Origin of the sequence: Pandoraea sp. LA3 (genome assembly GCF_022696215.1) — a bacterium.
Taxonomy (GTDB): domain Bacteria; phylum Pseudomonadota; class Gammaproteobacteria; order Burkholderiales; family Burkholderiaceae; genus Pandoraea; species Pandoraea capi.
On record NZ_PTPY01000036.1, the window covers coordinates 630,292 to 648,021 of the forward strand.

17 protein-coding genes are annotated in these 17,730 nt (G+C 64.4%); 9 read left to right on the top strand and 8 right to left on the bottom strand.

Features of this window, described 5'->3' with window-relative positions; all coding sequences use genetic code 11:
• Nucleotides 1-617 precede the first annotated feature (617 nt).
• On the top strand, nt 618-1,925 hold the full coding sequence (locus C5N93_RS21275) for a GTP-binding protein (RefSeq protein ID WP_242560795.1): 1,308 nt from the start codon (nt 618-620) through the stop codon (nt 1,923-1,925).
• Nucleotides 1,922-2,410, top strand: a complete 489-nt coding sequence (locus C5N93_RS21280; RefSeq protein ID WP_347403318.1) for a 6-carboxytetrahydropterin synthase — start codon at nt 1,922-1,924, stop codon at nt 2,408-2,410. Before C5N93_RS21275 ends, C5N93_RS21280 begins: the two co-directional genes overlap by 4 nt.
• Before the next feature lie 236 nt (nt 2,411-2,646).
• On the opposite strand, the gene C5N93_RS21285 is transcribed toward C5N93_RS21280, so the two are convergent.
• A complete protein-coding gene (locus C5N93_RS21285; RefSeq protein WP_242560796.1) occupies nt 2,647-3,366 on the bottom strand; it encodes a pirin family protein in 720 nt (239 codons plus the stop codon).
• A 392-nt stretch (nt 3,367-3,758) separates the two neighbouring features.
• On the opposite strand from C5N93_RS21285, the gene C5N93_RS21290 reads away from it, so the two are divergent.
• Complete coding sequence (locus C5N93_RS21290; RefSeq protein ID WP_242560797.1) at nt 3,759-4,628, top strand: PhzF family phenazine biosynthesis protein; 870 nt, start codon at nt 3,759-3,761, stop codon at nt 4,626-4,628.
• A gap of 17 nt (nt 4,629-4,645) precedes the next feature.
• The gene (locus C5N93_RS21295; protein ID WP_242560798.1) at nt 4,646-5,230 is read left to right on the top strand and encodes a YigZ family protein; all 585 of its coding nucleotides are present in this window, start codon (nt 4,646-4,648) and stop codon (nt 5,228-5,230) included.
• 125 nt (nt 5,231-5,355) lie between these two features.
• On the opposite strand, the gene C5N93_RS21300 is transcribed toward C5N93_RS21295, so the two are convergent.
• The 3 genes from C5N93_RS21300 to C5N93_RS21310 are packed head-to-tail and all read right to left on the bottom strand — an operon-like array spanning nt 5,356 to nt 8,770.
• On the bottom strand, nt 5,356-5,997 hold the full coding sequence (locus C5N93_RS21300) for a cupredoxin family protein (protein ID WP_242560799.1): 642 nt from the start codon (nt 5,995-5,997) through the stop codon (nt 5,356-5,358).
• Nucleotides 5,994-7,340, bottom strand: a complete 1,347-nt coding sequence (locus C5N93_RS21305) for a copper oxidase (protein ID WP_242560800.1) — start codon at nt 7,338-7,340, stop codon at nt 5,994-5,996. The genes C5N93_RS21300 and C5N93_RS21305 overlap by 4 nt, the downstream gene beginning before the upstream one ends.
• Entirely contained in the window at nt 7,337-8,770 is a 1,434-nt protein-coding gene (locus C5N93_RS21310; protein WP_242560801.1) for a TolC family protein, read from the bottom strand. The genes C5N93_RS21305 and C5N93_RS21310 overlap by 4 nt, the downstream gene beginning before the upstream one ends.
• Nucleotides 8,771-8,908: 138 nt before the next feature.
• Between C5N93_RS21310 and C5N93_RS21315 the strand changes: the two genes are divergently transcribed.
• Nucleotides 8,909-9,226, top strand: a complete 318-nt coding sequence (locus C5N93_RS21315; RefSeq protein WP_242560802.1) for a hypothetical protein — start codon at nt 8,909-8,911, stop codon at nt 9,224-9,226.
• A gap of 216 nt (nt 9,227-9,442) precedes the next feature.
• Here C5N93_RS21315 and C5N93_RS21320 read toward each other — a convergent pair whose 3' ends face one another.
• The 3 genes from C5N93_RS21320 to C5N93_RS21330 form a co-directional block, all read right to left on the bottom strand.
• Nucleotides 9,443-9,937, bottom strand: coding sequence for a hypothetical protein (locus C5N93_RS21320; protein WP_242560803.1), 495 nt, complete (start codon nt 9,935-9,937; stop codon nt 9,443-9,445).
• Between the two features lie 149 nt (nt 9,938-10,086).
• Nucleotides 10,087-10,491, bottom strand: a complete 405-nt coding sequence (locus tag C5N93_RS21325) for a hypothetical protein (protein WP_242560804.1) — start codon at nt 10,489-10,491, stop codon at nt 10,087-10,089.
• A gap of 65 nt (nt 10,492-10,556) precedes the next feature.
• The gene (locus C5N93_RS21330) at nt 10,557-10,994 is read right to left on the bottom strand and encodes a hypothetical protein (RefSeq protein ID WP_242560805.1); all 438 of its coding nucleotides are present in this window, start codon (nt 10,992-10,994) and stop codon (nt 10,557-10,559) included.
• Nucleotides 10,995-11,607: 613 nt separating this feature from the next.
• Here C5N93_RS21330 and C5N93_RS21335 point away from each other — a divergent pair.
• The 4 genes from C5N93_RS21335 to C5N93_RS21350 all read left to right on the top strand — a co-directional run bounded on the left by C5N93_RS21335 (nt 11,608) and on the right by C5N93_RS21350 (nt 15,383).
• Nucleotides 11,608-12,171 carry a hypothetical protein gene (locus C5N93_RS21335; RefSeq protein WP_242560806.1) on the top strand — a complete coding sequence of 188 codons (564 nt, stop codon included), beginning with the start codon at nt 11,608-11,610 and terminating at the stop codon, nt 12,169-12,171.
• Nucleotides 12,172-12,459: 288 nt separating this feature from the next.
• Nucleotides 12,460-12,732, top strand: a complete 273-nt coding sequence (locus tag C5N93_RS21340; RefSeq protein WP_242560807.1) for a hypothetical protein — start codon at nt 12,460-12,462, stop codon at nt 12,730-12,732.
• A gap of 512 nt (nt 12,733-13,244) precedes the next feature.
• Nucleotides 13,245-14,240: a porin gene (locus tag C5N93_RS21345; RefSeq protein ID WP_242560939.1), complete on the top strand. Its 996-nt coding sequence runs from the start codon at nt 13,245-13,247 to the stop codon at nt 14,238-14,240.
• Nucleotides 14,241-14,534: 294 nt separating this feature from the next.
• A complete protein-coding gene (locus C5N93_RS21350) occupies nt 14,535-15,383 on the top strand; it encodes a 3-hydroxybutyryl-CoA dehydrogenase (RefSeq protein WP_242560808.1) in 849 nt (282 codons plus the stop codon).
• A gap of 100 nt (nt 15,384-15,483) precedes the next feature.
• On the opposite strand, the gene C5N93_RS21355 is transcribed toward C5N93_RS21350, so the two are convergent.
• Nucleotides 15,484-17,559, bottom strand: coding sequence for a hypothetical protein (locus C5N93_RS21355; RefSeq protein WP_242560809.1), 2,076 nt, complete (start codon nt 17,557-17,559; stop codon nt 15,484-15,486).
• Nucleotides 17,560-17,730: the final 171 nt, after the last annotated feature.

The following is a 17,730-nucleotide window of genomic DNA, read 5'->3' on the forward strand; positions in this document are numbered from 1 at the left end:
TCGCGAAGAGATCGGTAAGACGTCATCGGTGAGGCATCAGCGACAAGACATCAGCGTTGAGACATCACCCACAGGACGTCGGGGGCGCGGACATCGCGGCCCGGCAGCGCGTGGGGCCTTCGTGTCGAACGCACCCGCCGCACTGCCTGCGCAGTATCGCAGACCTTGCAGACCGGCGCAGCGGCGCGCGGGTTCCAGCCGTGGTGCACCCGCGCGGCAAAGTGTCGCGCCGCGACGCGGCGTTTCAGGAGACGAACTTCGCCCCCGTCGGGAGAGGAAATGTCGCTGACGTGTCGATTATGTGCAACTGAGTTGCAAAATCGGAGGGCTCGCCGTATCATTGCGCAATATTGCAACTGTGTTGCATGTAGAAAATGTGCGGTCTTCATCCGCCATGCGATGTCCGGTGATTGGCTGGCATCGCCACGAATGCGCGCCGACGCGCCCGCGATGGTGTGACGCTGTGCCGGTCCCCCCGACGGCGCGCGCCAACGGCGTCACGACCTGCCGTGCCGGTCTTCCCAGGCCCCGGTGCGGTGAGACCATCCTCGGGGATGGGCCGTCGGTGCGCATCCTTCGGGCGAAAGCCTGCCCCCAGAACACAGGATTTTGTTGTCATGACTCTCCCGCTCTCTCCCGCTGGCCAGACCGACCGGAATGGCCCAACTGGCGACGTCGATCGCCGTCTGCCCGTGACCGTGCTCTCCGGATTCCTCGGAGCCGGCAAAACCACGCTGCTCAATCACGTGCTGCGCAATCGCGACGGCCTGCGCGTGGCCGTTCTCGTGAACGACATGAGCGAGGTCAACATCGACGCCTCGTTCGTCGAGCGCGGAGCGATCAACGCGGGGGCGGCGCTCTCGCGCACCGAAGAGCGTCTCGTCGAGATGAGCAACGGTTGCATCTGCTGCACGTTGCGCGAGGACTTGCTGATCGCCGTGCGCGAACTCGCGCAGGACGGCCGCTTCGACTATCTGCTCATCGAGTCGACGGGGATCGCCGAGCCGATGCCGGTGGCGGCGACGTTCGAGTTTCGTGACGAAGCAGGCCAGTCGCTGGCCGACGTCGCACGTCTGGACACGATGGTGACGGTCGTCGACGCGCTGCACGTGCTTCAGGACTTCAACGGTCTGGACACGCTCGCGCAACGTGGCGAAGTCGCCGGTGACGAAGACGAACGACGTCTCGCCGAGTTGCTGACCGAGCAGATCGAATTCGCCGACGTGGTCGTGGTGAGCAAGGTCGATTGCGTCGACGCGTTGCAACTCGACGCCGTCAAGGCGCTGATCACCGGTCTGAACCCGACGGCCAAAATCGTGCTCGGCGAGCGCGGGCAAGTGCCGCTGAGCGAAGTGCTCGGTACGGGGCGCTTCGATCCGGATCGCGCCGAACAGATGGCCGGTTGGGCGCAGGCGCTGGTGGGCGAACACGATTCCGAAGCCGATACCTACGGTGTGACGAGCTTCGTGCTGCGTCAGCGTGAGCCGATGCATCCGGCGCGCTTCGCGTCGTTCATGTCGATGCCGTTCGATGGCCTGATTCGTGCGAAGGGCTACGTCTGGGCGGCGAATCGTCCGGCGTGGGCGCTGGCGTATTCGCGTGCGGGCAATACGGCCACGCTCGAAGCCGTCGGCCAGTGGTGGGCGGCGGCCGATCCGGAGCATTGGCCGCCGGCTGGCGATCCGCAGCGAACCGCCATCGAAGCCAATTGGGAAGCGCCTTGGGGCGACCGCATCAACGAAGTGGTGTTCATCGGGCGCGATCTTGATCGCGACGCCATCGAGAAGGCGTTTCAGGCTTGCCGCCTGAGTGTCGTCGAACTCGCGCAGGGCGACGCCGCCTGGCGCGATGCCGCGCACGCGTTGCCGCTGGAAATGGATGACGAGCCGAGCAGCGTCGCGGACACGGCGGGCGCTGGCGCATGAGTCGTGCGAGTCCGGCGAAGGCTCAGACCCAGCCAGTGGAGCGCGCGCTGAGCCGAACGGCGCAGGGCCGCTCGCGCACGCAGGTGTCGCCCGAGGCACGCGCGCAGTTCACGTTGTCGCGCAGTTTCGTTTTCGAAGCGGCGCACACGTTGAACCGGCGCGACATCGACCCGCCGAGCATGGATGCGAGTCGCCGCATCCACGGTCACAGTTACCGTGCGACGGTCGAGGTCACAGGTTCGCCTATCGGTGAGTCGGGCATGGTGCTCGATCTCGCGCAGTTCGACGTGGCGCTCTCTCGCGTGAGCGAGCGCCTCGATCATCGGCTACTCGACGATGTTGCCGGGCTCGGGCCGGCGACGCTGGAAAATCTCTGCGCTTTCATCTGGCGCGCGCTTGCGCCACATCTCGTAGGACTCTCGCGCGTGACGGTCAGCCGCGACGCGCGCGGCGACGCCTGCTCGCTGTCGATGCGAGACGCCTGAGCGGTGAGCGCTGACGGTGCGCTTGTCGTTCGCGCGCCGATGCGTTCGAGACATGCCGACACCCTGCGTCGGCACAAAAAAGTGCGGCCGGCACCGTGAGGTACCCGCCGCGTGGACACCGAGGGAAGGCGGTGTCCGAGGGGCGGCGCACGTAGGGAAGCTACCGTACGCCGCGTCCACGGGTTGCGAGTTGCCTCGCATTTCGCATTAACTCGCTTTAACGCTGTCGCTTCGCCTTAGAAATCAGGCGTTTCCACCGGACGAAGATCGAACACGAGCACTTCGGCATTGTTGCCGTTGGCGATCGTGAGCGCGGTTTCGTCGCGCACCCGCACGCCGTCTCCTTCACCCAGCGCAACGCCGTTCACACTGACGCTGCCGCGTGCGACATGCACGTAGGCGTAGCGGTTCGGTGCAAGCGTCAGCGTGGCCGACTCGTCACCGTCGAACAACCCGGCATACACGCGCGCATCCTGATGGATGTGCAGCGAGTTGTCGCTGCCGTCCGGCGAGATGATCTTGCGCAGTTGGCCGCGCTTTTCTTCCGGCGTAAAGCGTTGTTGCTGATACTCGGGGGCGATGCCCGTCTGGTTCGGCACGATCCAGATTTGCAGGAAGTGCACCGGCGACGTGGGCGAGTGGTTGAACTCGCTATGCGCCACACCGCGTCCGGCGCTCATCAACTGCACGTCGCCCGGCTCGATCACCGATCCCGTACCCATGGTGTCCTTATGTTCGAGCGCGCCTTCGAGCACGTACGAAAAGATCTCCATGTCGCGGTGCGGATGCTTGCCGAAGCCCTGCGCCGGCGCCACGCGGTCGTCGTTGATCACCAGCAGGTCGGAGAAACCGACTTGCTTCGGATCGTAGTAATTCGCAAACGAAAACGTGTGGCGCGAGCTCAGCCAGCCATGGTCGGCAACGCCTCGGTCGGTGGCTTTTCTGATGTCCAGCATGATGGGCTCCTGTCTACATTGTGTCGTTAAGAGGCTTGGTTGGCCTCGATGAATGACATTTTAGAGTCCCCGTTGAAAACTACAATCTGCTTTAATTGAGAATAATTGTCCTGAAATAGATGACAATCGGATGAGGCCATTTTCAGCCGAATTTCCGAGGGCGGGACAGAGGATTCTTAGACAGTGGGGTGCAACAGGCTGAAAGCCGGTGAAAGCGCAGACAACGGTGCGCGCGCCGTGCCTCGATGTGCGAGACTACGAACCTTCATTCGAAAGGTCAGCCAGCCGGCCAGCGCGACGGCAGGCAAGGCTGATTCATCGGCAGCCGCTCATGCTTACGAGGTGTGAGGGCTGCGCCACCCGTCCGATCCACGCTTTACTGGAGCATCGTCATGAGCCGCAGTTACGCCTTCCGTATCGTCAATGTCTTCGCCGAATCCACCTTCGGCGGCAATCCGTTGTGCGTGTTCGAAGACGCGCGAGGCATGAGTGACGACGAGATGCGATCGCTTGCGCGCCAGTTCAATCTCTCCGAGACGACGTTCATCCTGCCCTCGGAGACGGCCGACGCTCACGTGCGGATCTTTACCCCCGGCTACGAGATGCGCTTTGCCGGCCACCCGACGCTCGGCACGGCGCATGTGCTGCGCGCTATTCGCAACCTGGACGATAAGGTTGTGCTTCAGTTTGCGGCGGGTCTGGTGCCGGTTCAGGCGAAGGGCGATCACTGGACGCTGACGGCGCCGTCGACGGGCGAGCCCAAGATCGCGAAGGCGCATGAAGCCGACTCGGACATCGCCGCGCTCGTGCGCCTGACCCGTGACGATCTGGCGCAGTCCCCGCAATGGGTTGACACCGGCGCCGACCAGTTGCTGATTCCTTTGCGCAACGCCGAGGCCGTCGCCCGCGCCCAACCGGACAGCGCGAAGCTGGAGCGCTGGCCGCTGTCGAGCCTGGAGCGCAAGACCGGCTATGTCTTCTCCATCGACGACCGGTCGGGCGACGAATTGCAGGTCACGGCGCGCTACTTCTTCACCACGCAAGGGGGCGGCGTGAGCGAAGATCCGGGCACCGGCTCGGCGTGTGCGAACCTTGGCGGCTGGCTGATCGGACAGGGATACCCGTTGCCGGTGCGCGCACGCGTGTCGCAGGGCGATGCTGTCGAGCGTCCGTGTCGTCTGACGCTGGAAGTCACGGTTGATCGTGAGATCCGCGTCGGCGGGAATGTGATCGAACTCGCGCGCGGCGAGGTGCGTCTGTAAGGCGCTGAGGTACGAGTATGTATGCATTGGCAGCACCGGTAGAAACCGAGCTGGATATCAAGAAGAGCCGGTTTATCGGCATCGTCATGCCGGTGGCGTCGCGTGAAGCGGCCATGCGCGAACTCGACGCGCTGCGCGTGCGCTTTCCGAACGCCACGCATTACTGCTGGGTACTGTTGTGCGAGGGGGCGTCGGGTTTCGACGACGACGGCGAGCCGGGAGGCACCGCAGCCAAGCCGATGTACAACGTGCTCATGCACAAGGGGCTGGCGAACGTGTTCGCTGTGGTCGTGCGTTATTACGGCGGCATCAAGCTTGGCGCCGGCGGACTGACCCGAGCGTACGGACAGGCGGTAAGCGAAGCGTTGAAGCTTGCGACGCTCACCGCTGTCGAACCGACGATCGAGCCGCGATATCGCTGCACGTTCGCGCATGAGGCGACGTTGCGCCGGTTAGCGGAGCGTCACGGCGCGCAGGTGCTCGACGCCGCTTACGATGACGCCGTCATGCTGAGACTCCTGCTGAAAGTGCGTGACGTGGAAGCGTTCGAGGCCGATGCTACCGAAGCGTTGAGTGGCGGTCTCGAACGTTGTCCGGACTGACACGACAACCGCAGCGCCTCGCCATCCGGCCGCTGAAGTTCTTGGTGAAGCGTTCGCGGTGAATTGGCTGGCGGTGCCCCCCTCGCACGTCGGCTCGCGAGGGCAGCACCGCCGTTGCCTGACGATCAGCGCACGTTGATCACGCCCTTCATGCCGGCTTCGAAATGGCCCGGCTCCAGACAGGCGAAGTCCACCGTTCCGGCTTGAGTGAAATGCCACACGAGCGTTTTCTTCTGACCGGGGTCGACGGTCACGGCGTTCGGCTCGGCGTGAGTCATGCCGGGCATCTGCTGCATCATCTTCGCGTGCTCGGCGAGCGAAGCCGTGGTGCCCAGCGTCAGCTCGTGACGGATCTTGCCGTTGTTGGTGACCACGAAGCGTACGGTGTCGCCGCGCTTGACGGTGAGCGTGGCGGGCGAGAAACGCATCGTGTCGCGCATGTCGACGTCGACGGTACGCGTGGCGTTGGCGTCGTCGCCCGGTTCACCGATGGCGGTCGCTTCACCGCCGTGGCTGTGTTGCATGTGCATGGCGTGGGGATCGTCGGCAAACGCGGGCGTGGCGAGGCCGGCGAGCGTGAGCATGGCCGCGCCGATGAGCGCCGCAGCCATGGGGCGCTTGCCGCGTGACGAGGCGCCGCGTTCGAAGCGCGATGTCACGTCGGGCACGTCGGGCATAACGTGCGACGCGCCGTGAGGTGCGACCTGCGAAGTGACCCGCGAAGCGACCTGCGAAGCGGCATGCGAAGTGAAGGGCGAACGAATCATGATTTGACTCCGGTTTTGCCTGCGGGGGCAGGCTGACGATGGGTAGAGGGTAACGCTGAAGTGCTGCCTTGCCATGGACTCGCGACGGAGCCACGTGGCGCGCGATACCAGCCGGGATCGCGATAACTGTCGCGCGGCAAGTCCTGCCTCACTTTGAGGGTGGTGAACATGCCGCCCATTTCGATGGGGCCGTATGGGCCGGTGCCTGTCATCATCGGCAGTGTGTTTTCGGGCAGGGGCATCTCCATGCCGTTCATCGAAGCGCCCGTCTCGCCCATGGCCATGTAGTCGGGAATAATGCGCGCGATCTTCGTCGCGATGTCGCGCTGACTCACGCCGAGCATGGTGGGCACGTCATGGCCCATCGGGTTCATCGTGTGATGCGACTTGTGGCAATGAAACGCCCAGTCGCCGGGTTCGGTGGCGTCGAACTCGATGGCGCGCATCTGCCCCACGGCGACATCGGTCGTGACCTCCGGCCACTGGGCCGTTGGCGGCACCCAGCCGCCGTCGGTGCCGGTCACCTTGAACTCATGGCCGTGCAGATGGATCGGGTGATTCGTCATCGTGAGGTTGCCGATCCGAATACGCACCCGGTCGCCCTGACGTGCCACGAGCGGATCGATACCCGGAAACGCGCGGCTGTTCCACGTCCACAGATTGAAGTCCGTCATCTCGTTCACGCGCGGCGTACGCGTGCCGGGATCGATGGCGTAGGCGTTGATGAGGAAGACGTAATCGCGATCGACCGGCAGGAACGACGGGTCTTTCGGATGCGTGACCCAGAAGCCCATCAGGCCCATGGCCATTTGCATCATCTCGTCGGCGTGCGGGTGATACATGAAGGTGCCGGGGCGTCTGGCTTCGAACTCGTAGACGTACGTCTGTCCCGGCGCAATGGCGCGCTGGTTGAGGCCTGCCACGCCGTCCATGCCGTTGGGCAGCCGCTGGCCGTGCCAGTGCACGCTCGTCGCTTCAGGAAGCTTGTTGGTGACGTACAGGCGCACACGATCGCCCTCGACGACTTCGATGGTTGGGCCCGGACTCTGGCCGTTGTAGCCCCAGAGGTTGGCCTGCATGCCCGGTGCGATTTCGCGCACGACTGGCTCGGCGACAAGGTGAAACTCCTTGACGCCATTGCGCATGCGCCAGGGCAGCGTCCAGCCGTTGAGCGTGACGACGGGGTGGTACGGCCGTCCGTTGGGCGGGGAGAGCGGTTTGGCGGTGCTGGCGTCGTCGCGTGTGGCGGCGTCGGGCAGCGCGGCAAGGCTGGTGCGTTCGACGGCGGCCGCGCCCATGACGGCGAGGCTGGCGTCACGCAGGAATCGTCGGCGTGACGTCATTGGCCGCCTCCGCCCACGCTCTCGCGAAACGCCGTGTCGGCGAGCCAGTAGTCGGACGTGGCGTCGATGTAGGCGAGCACCGTGTCGCGTTGTTCGCGTGCGTCGGTCAGCAGATCGAAGACGCTGGCAAGCATGCCGTTGTAGCGCAGCAGCCATTCGTCGGAGACGCGCTGGCGCATCGGCAGGATCGTCTTGCGGTAATGCTCGGCGATGTCCCACGCGGCGACGGTCTGGGCGCGGCGCGTTCGAACGTCGGCGCGCGCCGCGACGGCGGCGTCCGCGAGACGATCCACGCTTTGGCGGTAGCGCGCTTCGGCGCCGGCCACGCGCGTCGATCCCCAGTCGAACAGCGGCACTTCCAGCGAGATTTCATAGCCGTGCTCGCTGGGCGAACCGGTCGCGCTGTTGTTGCGGTATGCCGTGTCGAGCACGTTGACGAACCGTGTGACACGCGTGAGACCGAGGTCGCTCGCGGTGGCGTCGAGCGCCGCGCGTGCTGCGCGAATATCGGCGCGCTCACGCATCGCCTGCGCTTCTGCGTCTGGCCATGCCGGGCGTGTGCGAGGCAACTCGGGGAGTCGAGCGGGCAGCGTGAAGTGCAATTGCTGACCCCATAAGCCCATCTGTCGCGCGAGTTGTTCGCGCGCCGTGTTGGCCTGCTCGCGGGCACGCGCGAGACGGGCTGCTGTGTCGGCGTAGACAAGGTTCTCCTGGGTCCGGCGCATCGCGCTGAAGTTGCCTGCGCGCGCCATACCGTCTGCGAGTTCGCTGGCGGCTTGCGTCGCAAGTCCCGTTTGTTCGAGGATCTGCACGCGCTCCTGTGCGGCGACCGCTTCGATCCATGCACGCCGTGTCAGCGTCGCCTGTTCGACGACGGCCTGTGTGACCTGCGCCTGCACTTGCGCGAAGCGGCGCGCTTCGACACGAGAGGCGAGCGGCATCGTCAGCACGCGGACGAAATCAATGCCCCATGTGCGTTCGATGCTGATGTCGCCACCGCCTTGAACGCGCTGGAACGCGAAGCGTGGATTGGGAAGACGTCCCGCCTGCACCAGCGAAGCCTCGGCAATGCCGAGTTCCGCGTAGGTGGCCTGCAACCCGCGATGGTTGAGCAGCGTGAGTTGAACGGCGGCGTCGATATCGAGTGGGCTTGCGAGCAGGTCGTCGCGCGCTTTGGCGAGTGCTTGTGCGCTGGCGTCGTCGCGGGCCCAGACGGCGGGTTTGCCGAGGCGTTGCTGCGTGGCGTCGGCCACGGATTTGAAGCCGCCGTCGTCGCTGAACGTCGCACATCCCGATAGCGCGAGCGTGGCGATTGCGGCCGCGAGGATTGGCGTGCGTCGGTGCAGTCGCAGCCTTGGTGGTTCGGCCGCGTGGCGTGTGACCGAAGGTGCGAGCGAGGCTGCGTGTGGGAATGACAGCGCGGTCGTCATCGTGCGCCTCCCTGCATGTTGTGCCCCGCATGCGGGGCCAACGCACCGCCGGAATTTGACGGCATCGGCATCGCATGCCCCATCGCTTCGTGCCCGGACATTGAGGGTGCCGCAGAACCGGAATTGGACGGCATCTGCATGGCGTGGCCCATCGCCGCATGTCCTGTGCCGGACACGCTGGCATTGACCATGCGCCAGTCGCTCGTGGCGACGGACAACGCCGGTCGGGCGAAGTCGTGCAATACGTTGTCTGGGACGGGGGCCGTCGGTGCGTCCGGGGACGCAGGGTCGGCGGCGCTTGCCGGTGGTGTTGCGCTCTCGGCGCCGATGGCAGGCGCGGCGCTCGCACCCCACAGCGATAGCGCGACCGGCATGCACCAGGCATGCCGTCGTAAGCATGAAAACGTCATCGAAAGACTCGTCGTGCTGGCGATGCCGGACGGTGTGGCGCGATGAAGCCAATGGCTCGCGCAAGGTCCGGCGTCGCACGTTCATCTGGCAGACGGACTCATGGCACAGGCGTCAGGCGGATGCGCATACGCAAATACGTAAGCCGCTCGCGGGACACTGCGTCAGGTCAGTCCGACGGGGGAACGGAGACGGCGCGCATCCGGGGCGAACGCATATGGCGCGGGAAACGGCCGATACGACGTTCGACCCGATGCAGGGCCGTCAGGCGACGACGTGTTTGGGAGGACGTTCGAGGACCGCGACGATGGCACTCGTGGCCGACGTGCGAAGGAAGGGAATGGCGGTGGACGGCTGTGCGTCCGGCAAGCGCAATACGAGGCTCGGCGGCAGCGCGGTGCATACGACGCACGCCGCACAGGCGGAACAACTGGTGTGATGGGTATGCGCGCTCTGGGTGCCTTGCGAACCCGGTGAAGACGCATGCGTATCACCGAGCATCGTATCGGCGTGGCCGCTTTGATCACTGTGATGCCGCATACCGGCCATCATCGCGTCGCTGTCGCCCGTCGTCACGGCGTGATGCATTCCCATCATGGCCGAAGCGTCGTTGCGTGCGGTGGCGACGGTTTGCATCGCCATCGGTGCCGCGCCGGCAGGCGTTCCCGGCGCGCAATGCGTGCGCAGTGACGCCATGGCCTGTAACGGCAGGGTCACGCACAACAGCATCAGCACGAGGAATTTGCGCCAGCGATTCATGCCGCGCAGTCTAGCACCGCCCGCGCCCCGCTCGCAAATCGACGTGCGGCGCCCGATCGTGCGCGGTATCTCGGCCGTCCCGGTCAATGTCCGGGCGGATACACATTGCCATGACAAGGTCGCAGGGCCGATCGCGACAGTCAGCACGGTCAATGCTCGAACAGATGAAACGTTTCGAAGTGCGTGCGCCGACGGGACAGCGCGATGAGATTGACGACACAGACCACCGCGACCAGCACGAACAACGGGGCCGACACTTCGACCGTGTCATGCGCGAGCAATGAGAAGACGGTCAGCAGGATCATGAGCGAGAGCAGCATGCGGTGCAGCCATGCGGCGAGACGCAAATGGCGCTCGGACTGGGCGATGAGCACCACGAGCGAGACGTAGAACGGTGCCGCGATCGCGGCAAGCACACACAGCGCCAGCAACACCCCGAGCACGCTGGTCAGCAACTCGTGCCCGTCGGCAGCGCTCGATTGCACGCCGACGACCGTCGCGGCTGCGAGGTAGAGCAGCATCAGACCATCCAGAACGATCGCAAGTCGGTTCATGACATCTCTCCGGCGAAAAAGGTGCGGAGGTAAAAAAGCGCTGTCCCCTCGCGTTCGACACGACGTCAGCCGCCGTCGGCCGCCGAGGTGCCGGGCAGCATCAACCCGAGCCACACTGCGGCGGCGTCGAGACTCGCCGGGTCCGATACGGCCTGCACCCGATAGATCGCGATGTTGCCGCTGTCGTCGGCGCAGAACAGGTCGCGCTCCAGATCGGCCGCCAGGTCGAGTCGTTGCTGGACACGATAGAAGCCCAGCGGCGTGAGGTCCTGCACCAGCGCCGCGAGCGTTTCGGGATAGAGATAGACATGAGACGGCCAGTGACCGTGCCGCAGACGAAACTTGCCAAGTGCCGCGAGAACGTGAGCGAGCGTGCCGCCGTGGCCGCGAACGAAGTCGATCAGGAACGTTGCGCCGACACCGTTCGCCGCTCTGGGCTTGCGTGCAGGGGCCGGGTCCGGTTCGCCGGGACGAAGACCGCCGGGTGGCGTGGGGTGTCCCATGGCTCACCTCTCGCCGTACGTGTGTGCGCACGCGAGCGAAGCTCGGCGCACGGCTGACGATGTACGGATATTCACAAACCCTCCGCAGACGGCCAGGAGGTGAGTGCCCAGTGAATATTGGTCTTGTGATTCGATAGTTGCAGAGCGGCGCGACGGACGAAATCCGCACTTTCGCTTAATCCGTCGGCATGAGGGCGCGGGCAGGGGAGTCGAAACTGAATAGGGAACGCCCGAACATGGCAGGCACAAATGGAAACCGGCGGGCTAAGCCGCCGGTTGAGGCCCCATCGGGGCATCGCCAGCCGCGTGTACCGGCGCGGCATGGTATGGGCCAAGGAGACTTGGCACCAGGGGGTATTGCCGTCATACACTGAACCGCGATGGGTTCCCGGCCGTGCCCGTGCAGCTTCGCTGCGATTTGAGTATAGGTCGTCTGCGTCAGGTGCCAATCGGCTTTTTGCATGAGGGCGCCTCGCGTCCCCTGCGAGAACTATCAGGCGGACACGCACTCGAATTGACGCACGATTTCCCTTGTGACCGTGGTTTCGTCGGCGCAGAGATTGCGTTCTAATGGCACCATTCCAGGCGATGTCGCAAAGTGGCGCAGCCCCGCATGGCAACCACGCTGTCCGCCGCCGTACCCCAGTCAAACATTCCAATAATGTCAACGAAATCTCTACAACGATGGACCTTGCTGGCATGCCTGTGTGCAGCACAGTCGGCATTTGCCGCCGACCAGTGCGAGGGCATCCTCCTGCTGGCGAAAAGCGCGCAAACCGGGTTTGAAGACATCACCGGCCCGCTGGTCGCGAAAAACGACCGCGGCGAAAGCTATCAGGCGACCTATTCGGTCCCGGGCGGCGACTGCAAGGTTTTCCGTGCGACCGGACTGGCACCGACTTACGAGTGCATCTGGGATTATCAGAAGATCACGCCGATGGACCTGCGCACGCAGGCGCAGAAGTTCGCCACCGACGTGGCGCGCTGCACCCGCGGGGTCACTACCATGCGTACGACCACCACGAACCCGGCTGGCCTGCCTGCCGAATGGCAGAGCGCGAGCAAGAAATACGCGCGCCCGGTCAATTTCACGATCACCGCGCAGGACCTGATGACGCCGCGTGGCGAGCGTCTGCGGGAGATCTCGCTGTCGGTCGAAAAGCAGGTCGACAAGTAATCCGACGTTCTCAACGTGGGCAGGTTGCGCGCTCGCCTTGCCCCGTCTGGTAAGGCCTGGCGGCATTTTTGAGCGGATGGCGGACGCTTATCCGCCGCCCCTCATGCCCCCGGTTACAAACGGTTGCAGACCGCCCCGCGCGTTAACACTTTTTCGGTCGACGCTCGTTCGACTGACCCGGTACAGTCATTCTTGAGGCGTATGGCGCACGTGCAACCCGCAGGTGCCGACCGCGTCTCGTGCCAACCGGCCCCACATTCGTGGCCGGGGTGATGTGGCTGAACCGAAATGAGTGCCCGACTTCGCTGCTGTTTCCTGTTACTGCTAGTGTGTGCCTACCCTGCCTGGGCCGATGGCGGGCGTGGGCGCGAGATGCTGGACGTCAACAAAGCGTCGTTGCGCGAAGACATCAGCCGGTTCAACGCCGATCGCGGTCGTGGCCAGGCCGCCTACCCGAACTGGGCCGCACCCGCCGAACCCCGCGAGCGTCAGTACACGTCGCAAGGCGAGCCGCGTGGCGAGCGCGGCGGTAACGGTGACGGCGGTCGTCGCAATCGCTGATCCGCCCCGATCACGTCGTAGCCTCCTGTCGTCGTTTCTCCCACCCGACTTTCTCTTCCGCATTCCCCCGTCACTGAACCGAATGTTGCACATGTGCAACATTAGATGCGTTCCCCCATCCGCAAAGTCGTCCGTCGGTCGCGCTTGATTGATGCCCATGATTGGTGCTTATCACGGCGAATGTGAGTCATCGCTAACCCCGAAATAAGCGGGTTATATCGATCCCGTTATACCGGGATTAATTGTGGCGCGGGTGGTCGTCCGATTTTTGTCTCCCCACCATTTCCCGGCCACTTCGTGTGGTGCATTTTTCCTGGCCGTTCCGGCCTTTCTGCGCACGGCATGGCTATGCGAGAATCACGGCCGTTTTATCAGGGAGGCGCTTCTCAAAAGGGCGCCGGCAGGTCCCGTGCAAGGCGGGAACGGGCACACAAAATACATAAACCAAGGAGAAGTCAATGAAGCGCAGTATGGCCAAGGGCATTGGCGGGGCCGTCGTATTGGGCGCCTGCATGGGCGCGATGAGCGCACCGGCATTCGCACAATCGAACGTCACGTTGTACGGTCAGGTCGACGCCTGGGTGGGCGCCGTCAAGAACCCGGGCGAGAATCGCGCCTGGACGCAGGGTGGCGGCGGCATGTCGACGTCCTACTGGGGCATGAAGGGTAACGAAGATCTCGGCGGCGGCCTGAAGGCCGTGTTCGTGCTCGAAGACTTCTTCCGTCCGCAGAACGGTCAGTATGGCCGCTTCGGGGGCGACTCGATGTTCTCGCGCAACGCCTACGTCGGTCTGCAATCGGATACGGCAGGTACGGTCACGATCGGCCGTCTGACCACGTCGTACTTCGTCTCGACGATTCTGTTCAACCCGTTCGTCGATTCGTACACCTTCAGCCCGATGGTGTTCCACACGTTCATCGGCCAGGCGGGTCAGGGTATCGTGGGCGACTCCGGCTGGAGCAACGCCGTGATGTACACCACACCGAACTTCAAGGGCCTGTCGGGTAGCATCTCGTACGCCTTCGGCAACAAGGCGGGCGAAACCGGCCAGAACAAGTGGAGCGCCTCGGCGCTGTACTTCAACGGCCCGTTTGCCGCGACCGTGGCTTACCAGCAGGTCAAGTTCGACGCACAGCCGGGCGACATGGCCGGCATGGTCGGCTTCCGCAGCCAGCAGGCCGTGCAAGTGGGCGCGACGTACGACCTCCAGGTCGTGAAGCTCTTCGGTCAGTACCAGTACATCCGCAACAACATCACGGGCGGTGGCGTGTCGGAGAACGGCGGCCAGCTCGGCGTGTCGGTGCCGCTCGGTAACGGTCAGGTGCTCGCGTCGTACGCGTACACGAAGAGTTCGGGCACGAGCAACGTCAACCGCAAGACGTGGGCGCTGGGCTATGACTACAACCTGTCGAAGCGCACCGACATCTACGCGGCTTACATGAACGACAAGGTCAGCACGCTCTCGGGCGGCGACACGTTCGGCGGCGGCGTTCGCATGAAGTTCTGAGCGCGACGGGCGCGCATGTCGTCGCATGTCGTCGCATGTCGTCGATACGCGCCGCGACCGGCTGTGCCAACGAAGGGCAGACATCCGTCTGCCCTTTTTCATTGGCGTGCCCGATGACAGACGCCCGGCGCTCATGTCCCGAACATGCCATCGCCGCGCCGTTCGCGATTCCTTCCGCCGACGTTTCGCACAGCGGTTCCGTGTGTCACCGATCCGACGTGTCCGCGCTATGATTTGTGCACCGCGCAAGACGGTATTCCCGCCACCATTCGACACAACCGGAGCAGAGACGACATGACGATTCAGCACGTAGGCATCATTGGCGCAGGCACGATGGGTAACGGCATTGCACAGGCCTGTGCGGTGGCCGGACTGCCGGTGACGATGGTCGACATCAGCGACGTGGCCGTGCAAAAGGGCGTGGCGACGATTGCCGGCAGCCTGGACCGCCTCATCAAGAAAGACAAGCTCACTGTCGCCGACAAGGATGCCGCGCTCGCTCGCATCGCCACGTCGACCGATTACGCGGCGCTCGCCAAGGCCGACATCGTGATCGAAGCGGCGACGGAAAACTTCGACCTGAAGGTCAAGATCCTCAAGCAGCTCGAAGGCGTGGCAAAGGACGGTGCGATTCTCGCGTCGAACACGTCGTCGATCTCGATCACCAAGCTCGCCGCGATCGTCGCGAAGCCCGAGCAGTTCATCGGCATGCACTTCTTCAACCCGGTGCCGCTCATGGCGCTCGTTGAGATCATTCGCGGTCTGCAAACGAGCGACGAGACGCACGCGCGTGTCGATGCGCTGGCCCGCTCGCTCGGCAAGTCGCCGATCACGGTGAAGAACGCGCCGGGCTTCGTCGTCAACCGTATTCTCGTGCCGATGATCAACGAGGCGTTCTTCGTGCTGGCCGAGAATCTGGCGACGCCGGAGGAGATCGACGAAGGCATGAAGCTCGGCTGCAATCATCCGATCGGGCCGCTCGCGCTCGCCGACATGATCGGTCTGGACGTCTGCCTGTCGGTGATGAACGTCTACTACGAAGAGTTCGAAGACTCGAAGTACCGTGCGTGCCCGCTGCTCAAGGAGATGGTCGCGGCCGGCTATCTGGGCCGCAAGACGGGACGCGGCGTCTACACCTACTGAGCCTGATGAAAACCGGCGCGTGCAAGGCGCGCCGGTGTCGATACGCGGCGAAGTCTCGCCTCGCGCCGCGCATCATGACGGCGCGCGACGACGACCCCTGTCACGCACCGTCGGCGATTTCGTTCGAGTCCGCCGAGGGTAGCCCCGCCGGGTTCACCGATTCCAGCGAGTTCGACGCGCCGTAGCCGCTCGACGACCCACCTGCCGACCCGCTCGCCCCCGACTCGCTCGACGTGCCCAACGTGGAATCGCTCGTCGATCCCCGATTCGATTTTTTTGCCGATCCGCCTGACGATCCGCGTGAACTCGACGTTCTCGACAGCGACCCTCCGCTACTCATGCTGCCCATGCTGCCGCGACTGCTCAGGCTGCTGCGTCGAGGTCCGAGCGGGCGCGTGAGCGACACGGTGTACGGCTCGCCCTGCCGGTGCCCGATGTCGGCGAACGCGGCGTCGAGCACGCGGCGCGTCTCCATCGGATCTTTTGTCATTGCGAAGCCAACGGCTTTCACCCGGCTCCAGGGGTCGAGCAACACGGTGGTGTCCTGCGCGCCCATGATGAGCCCGGCGAAGTTGGTGCCGGTGATGCCATCGGTACCCGGCCCTTCGAAGTCGATCGGCGTGGCGAGTTCGAGCGCGTCGATCAATTCCACGGACTCCGTATACAGCACCAGCGCATGCGGCGAGCGATGCTTCGGCTGCACCGTGATCATGCGAACGCAATCGCCATGCACGCCGCCTTCGATCAGGAAATGAAACAGGATCTCGGCGTTTTCCTGACAAAACGCCTCAGTGCCTGGATTCAGGCGGTAATGGCTCGTGGTGACGAAGGCGGCCAGACGCTGTTGCTCGAAGAGCGACGCATCGGGCGGCACCTGTTCAAGCGCCACGCGAATGGCGTCGCGATTCTTGAGGATTGAGTAGTCGCGATACGGACGCAGATCCGGTCGGTTGGTGCGCATCAGCTTCATGCGGGAGACTTCGGCATAGGCGCCGAGAATGGCGTTTTGCACGTCGTCGTCGCGCAAATGACTGAGTACGGCATCGACCTCATGACGATTCAGCGCGATGCTGTCCGGCGTTGTCACCCGACTGTTTCCGCAGCCGCCACCGCAGAGCCGCAGCGGCGCGTGGGCTTCCCATCGGCCGGTCTGAGGGTCGTAAGTCACGGGCACCTGCGCCAACGTGCGTTGTGCCGAGTCGACGAGCCAATGATCTCCACTCGATCCACGCGTTGTGCGGTAGTAACCGGCTTCGCCGCGCAGGTAGTGGCGTCCATCGACGAGCACGATGCGCGCAGCACCACTCGCGGGCAGCTTGTCGTCGGTAATCTGCTGTTCATACCCTTGCAGATAGGTGCGCTCGCCGATGATGGCCATCGCAGCGGCATCGTCGGTCATGATGGCCGACGCGCCTGCGGCGACCCGCGCTTCGTCGTCGATGCCTGCGTGCTCGATCACGACCTCACGTCCGCCCGAGGCCATCTTTCGGTCGACGGCGTCGAGCGTCTTCCGTGGCGCCTGCACCGCATGTCCCGACGAACCGCCGGGCGGCGTCTCCGGCATCGCGTGGATCTTGCCGCCCTTCGCCCCCCGCCGAGCCGGTCGCATGGCGTTGCCGAGCGGACGCGTCATCACGCGCGGATCGGCGTTCTGGAGAATGGAGACGATGCGATCCGTGGAAATGGGTTTGCCGTCACGACTGTCGGCCACAACGTCGGTCACCTCGGACGGCAAACGCAGGATCGCCACTTCCGGAAGCAGGCCGGTCGCCACGTCCATCATGTGGGTGCGTTGCTGGATTTGCTCGCGCGTTTGCTGGCTGACGTCGTGCCCGGTGAGCAATGCGTACATGTCGACGACCGAATTGCCGAGATTCTTGAAAGGCTCGCTGCCTGCGCCGATCGATCTGAGCACGTCCTGCGACGAGTACTCGTGTTTGATCGTCATTTGCGGGGCGATGGGTTGCGCGATTACGTCGGCGTCGTCATTTCGGGCGACGGGCGGCTGCGCGTGAAGGCCCACGCAGCCGGAATCCTGTCGCTCCGAATCATCGCCGTTGCGACAGCGCGGCGCAATCTTCGGTACGAAGCTCGCGGCAGGCACGACGAGATTTGCCACGAGCATCAGCGCGAGTGCCGCTGGCCAGACGGTTGGTGCGCCGGAACGCACGGGCATCTTCAGGGGGGGCGTTTGCCCGCGCCTGCAGGTGTCGGGCGATGTCGTCGACATCCGCGCGTGGATAAGGGTGTCGCGAAAGCGCGCGCGTGCCGACGGCGCCTTGCCGGCGTGCGCCGATGCCCGGCGATATCCGATTGAAGACGGGAGCGAGTATCCGGGTGCGAGGGC

What these genes read in the sequence shown, in the direction of transcription:
- C5N93_RS21345 (WP_242560939.1), top strand. Translation starts at nt 13,245, where the DNA reads ATGGGCGCGATGAGCGCACCGGCATTCGCACAATCGAACGTCACGTTG.
- C5N93_RS21305 (WP_242560800.1), bottom strand. Translation starts at nt 7,340, where the DNA reads ATGACGTCACGCCGACGATTCCTGCGTGACGCCAGCCTCGCCGTCATG.
- C5N93_RS21275 (WP_242560795.1), top strand. Translation starts at nt 618, where the DNA reads ATGACTCTCCCGCTCTCTCCCGCTGGCCAGACCGACCGGAATGGCCCA.
- C5N93_RS21280 (WP_347403318.1), top strand. Translation starts at nt 1,922, where the DNA reads ATGAGTCGTGCGAGTCCGGCGAAGGCTCAGACCCAGCCAGTGGAGCGC.
- C5N93_RS21355 (WP_242560809.1), bottom strand. Translation starts at nt 17,559, where the DNA reads ATGCCCGTGCGTTCCGGCGCACCAACCGTCTGGCCAGCGGCACTCGCG.
- C5N93_RS21290 (WP_242560797.1), top strand. Translation starts at nt 3,759, where the DNA reads ATGAGCCGCAGTTACGCCTTCCGTATCGTCAATGTCTTCGCCGAATCC.
- C5N93_RS21295 (WP_242560798.1), top strand. Translation starts at nt 4,646, where the DNA reads ATGTATGCATTGGCAGCACCGGTAGAAACCGAGCTGGATATCAAGAAG.
- C5N93_RS21350 (WP_242560808.1), top strand. Translation starts at nt 14,535, where the DNA reads ATGACGATTCAGCACGTAGGCATCATTGGCGCAGGCACGATGGGTAAC.
- C5N93_RS21315 (WP_242560802.1), top strand. Translation starts at nt 8,909, where the DNA reads ATGGCGTGGCCCATCGCCGCATGTCCTGTGCCGGACACGCTGGCATTG.
- C5N93_RS21330 (WP_242560805.1), bottom strand. Translation starts at nt 10,994, where the DNA reads ATGGGACACCCCACGCCACCCGGCGGTCTTCGTCCCGGCGAACCGGAC.
- C5N93_RS21300 (WP_242560799.1), bottom strand. Translation starts at nt 5,997, where the DNA reads ATGATTCGTTCGCCCTTCACTTCGCATGCCGCTTCGCAGGTCGCTTCG.
- C5N93_RS21285 (WP_242560796.1), bottom strand. Translation starts at nt 3,366, where the DNA reads ATGCTGGACATCAGAAAAGCCACCGACCGAGGCGTTGCCGACCATGGC.
- C5N93_RS21340 (WP_242560807.1), top strand. Translation starts at nt 12,460, where the DNA reads ATGAGTGCCCGACTTCGCTGCTGTTTCCTGTTACTGCTAGTGTGTGCC.
- C5N93_RS21325 (WP_242560804.1), bottom strand. Translation starts at nt 10,491, where the DNA reads ATGAACCGACTTGCGATCGTTCTGGATGGTCTGATGCTGCTCTACCTC.
- C5N93_RS21320 (WP_242560803.1), bottom strand. Translation starts at nt 9,937, where the DNA reads ATGAATCGCTGGCGCAAATTCCTCGTGCTGATGCTGTTGTGCGTGACC.
- C5N93_RS21335 (WP_242560806.1), top strand. Translation starts at nt 11,608, where the DNA reads ATGGCAACCACGCTGTCCGCCGCCGTACCCCAGTCAAACATTCCAATA.
- C5N93_RS21310 (WP_242560801.1), bottom strand. Translation starts at nt 8,770, where the DNA reads ATGACGACCGCGCTGTCATTCCCACACGCAGCCTCGCTCGCACCTTCG.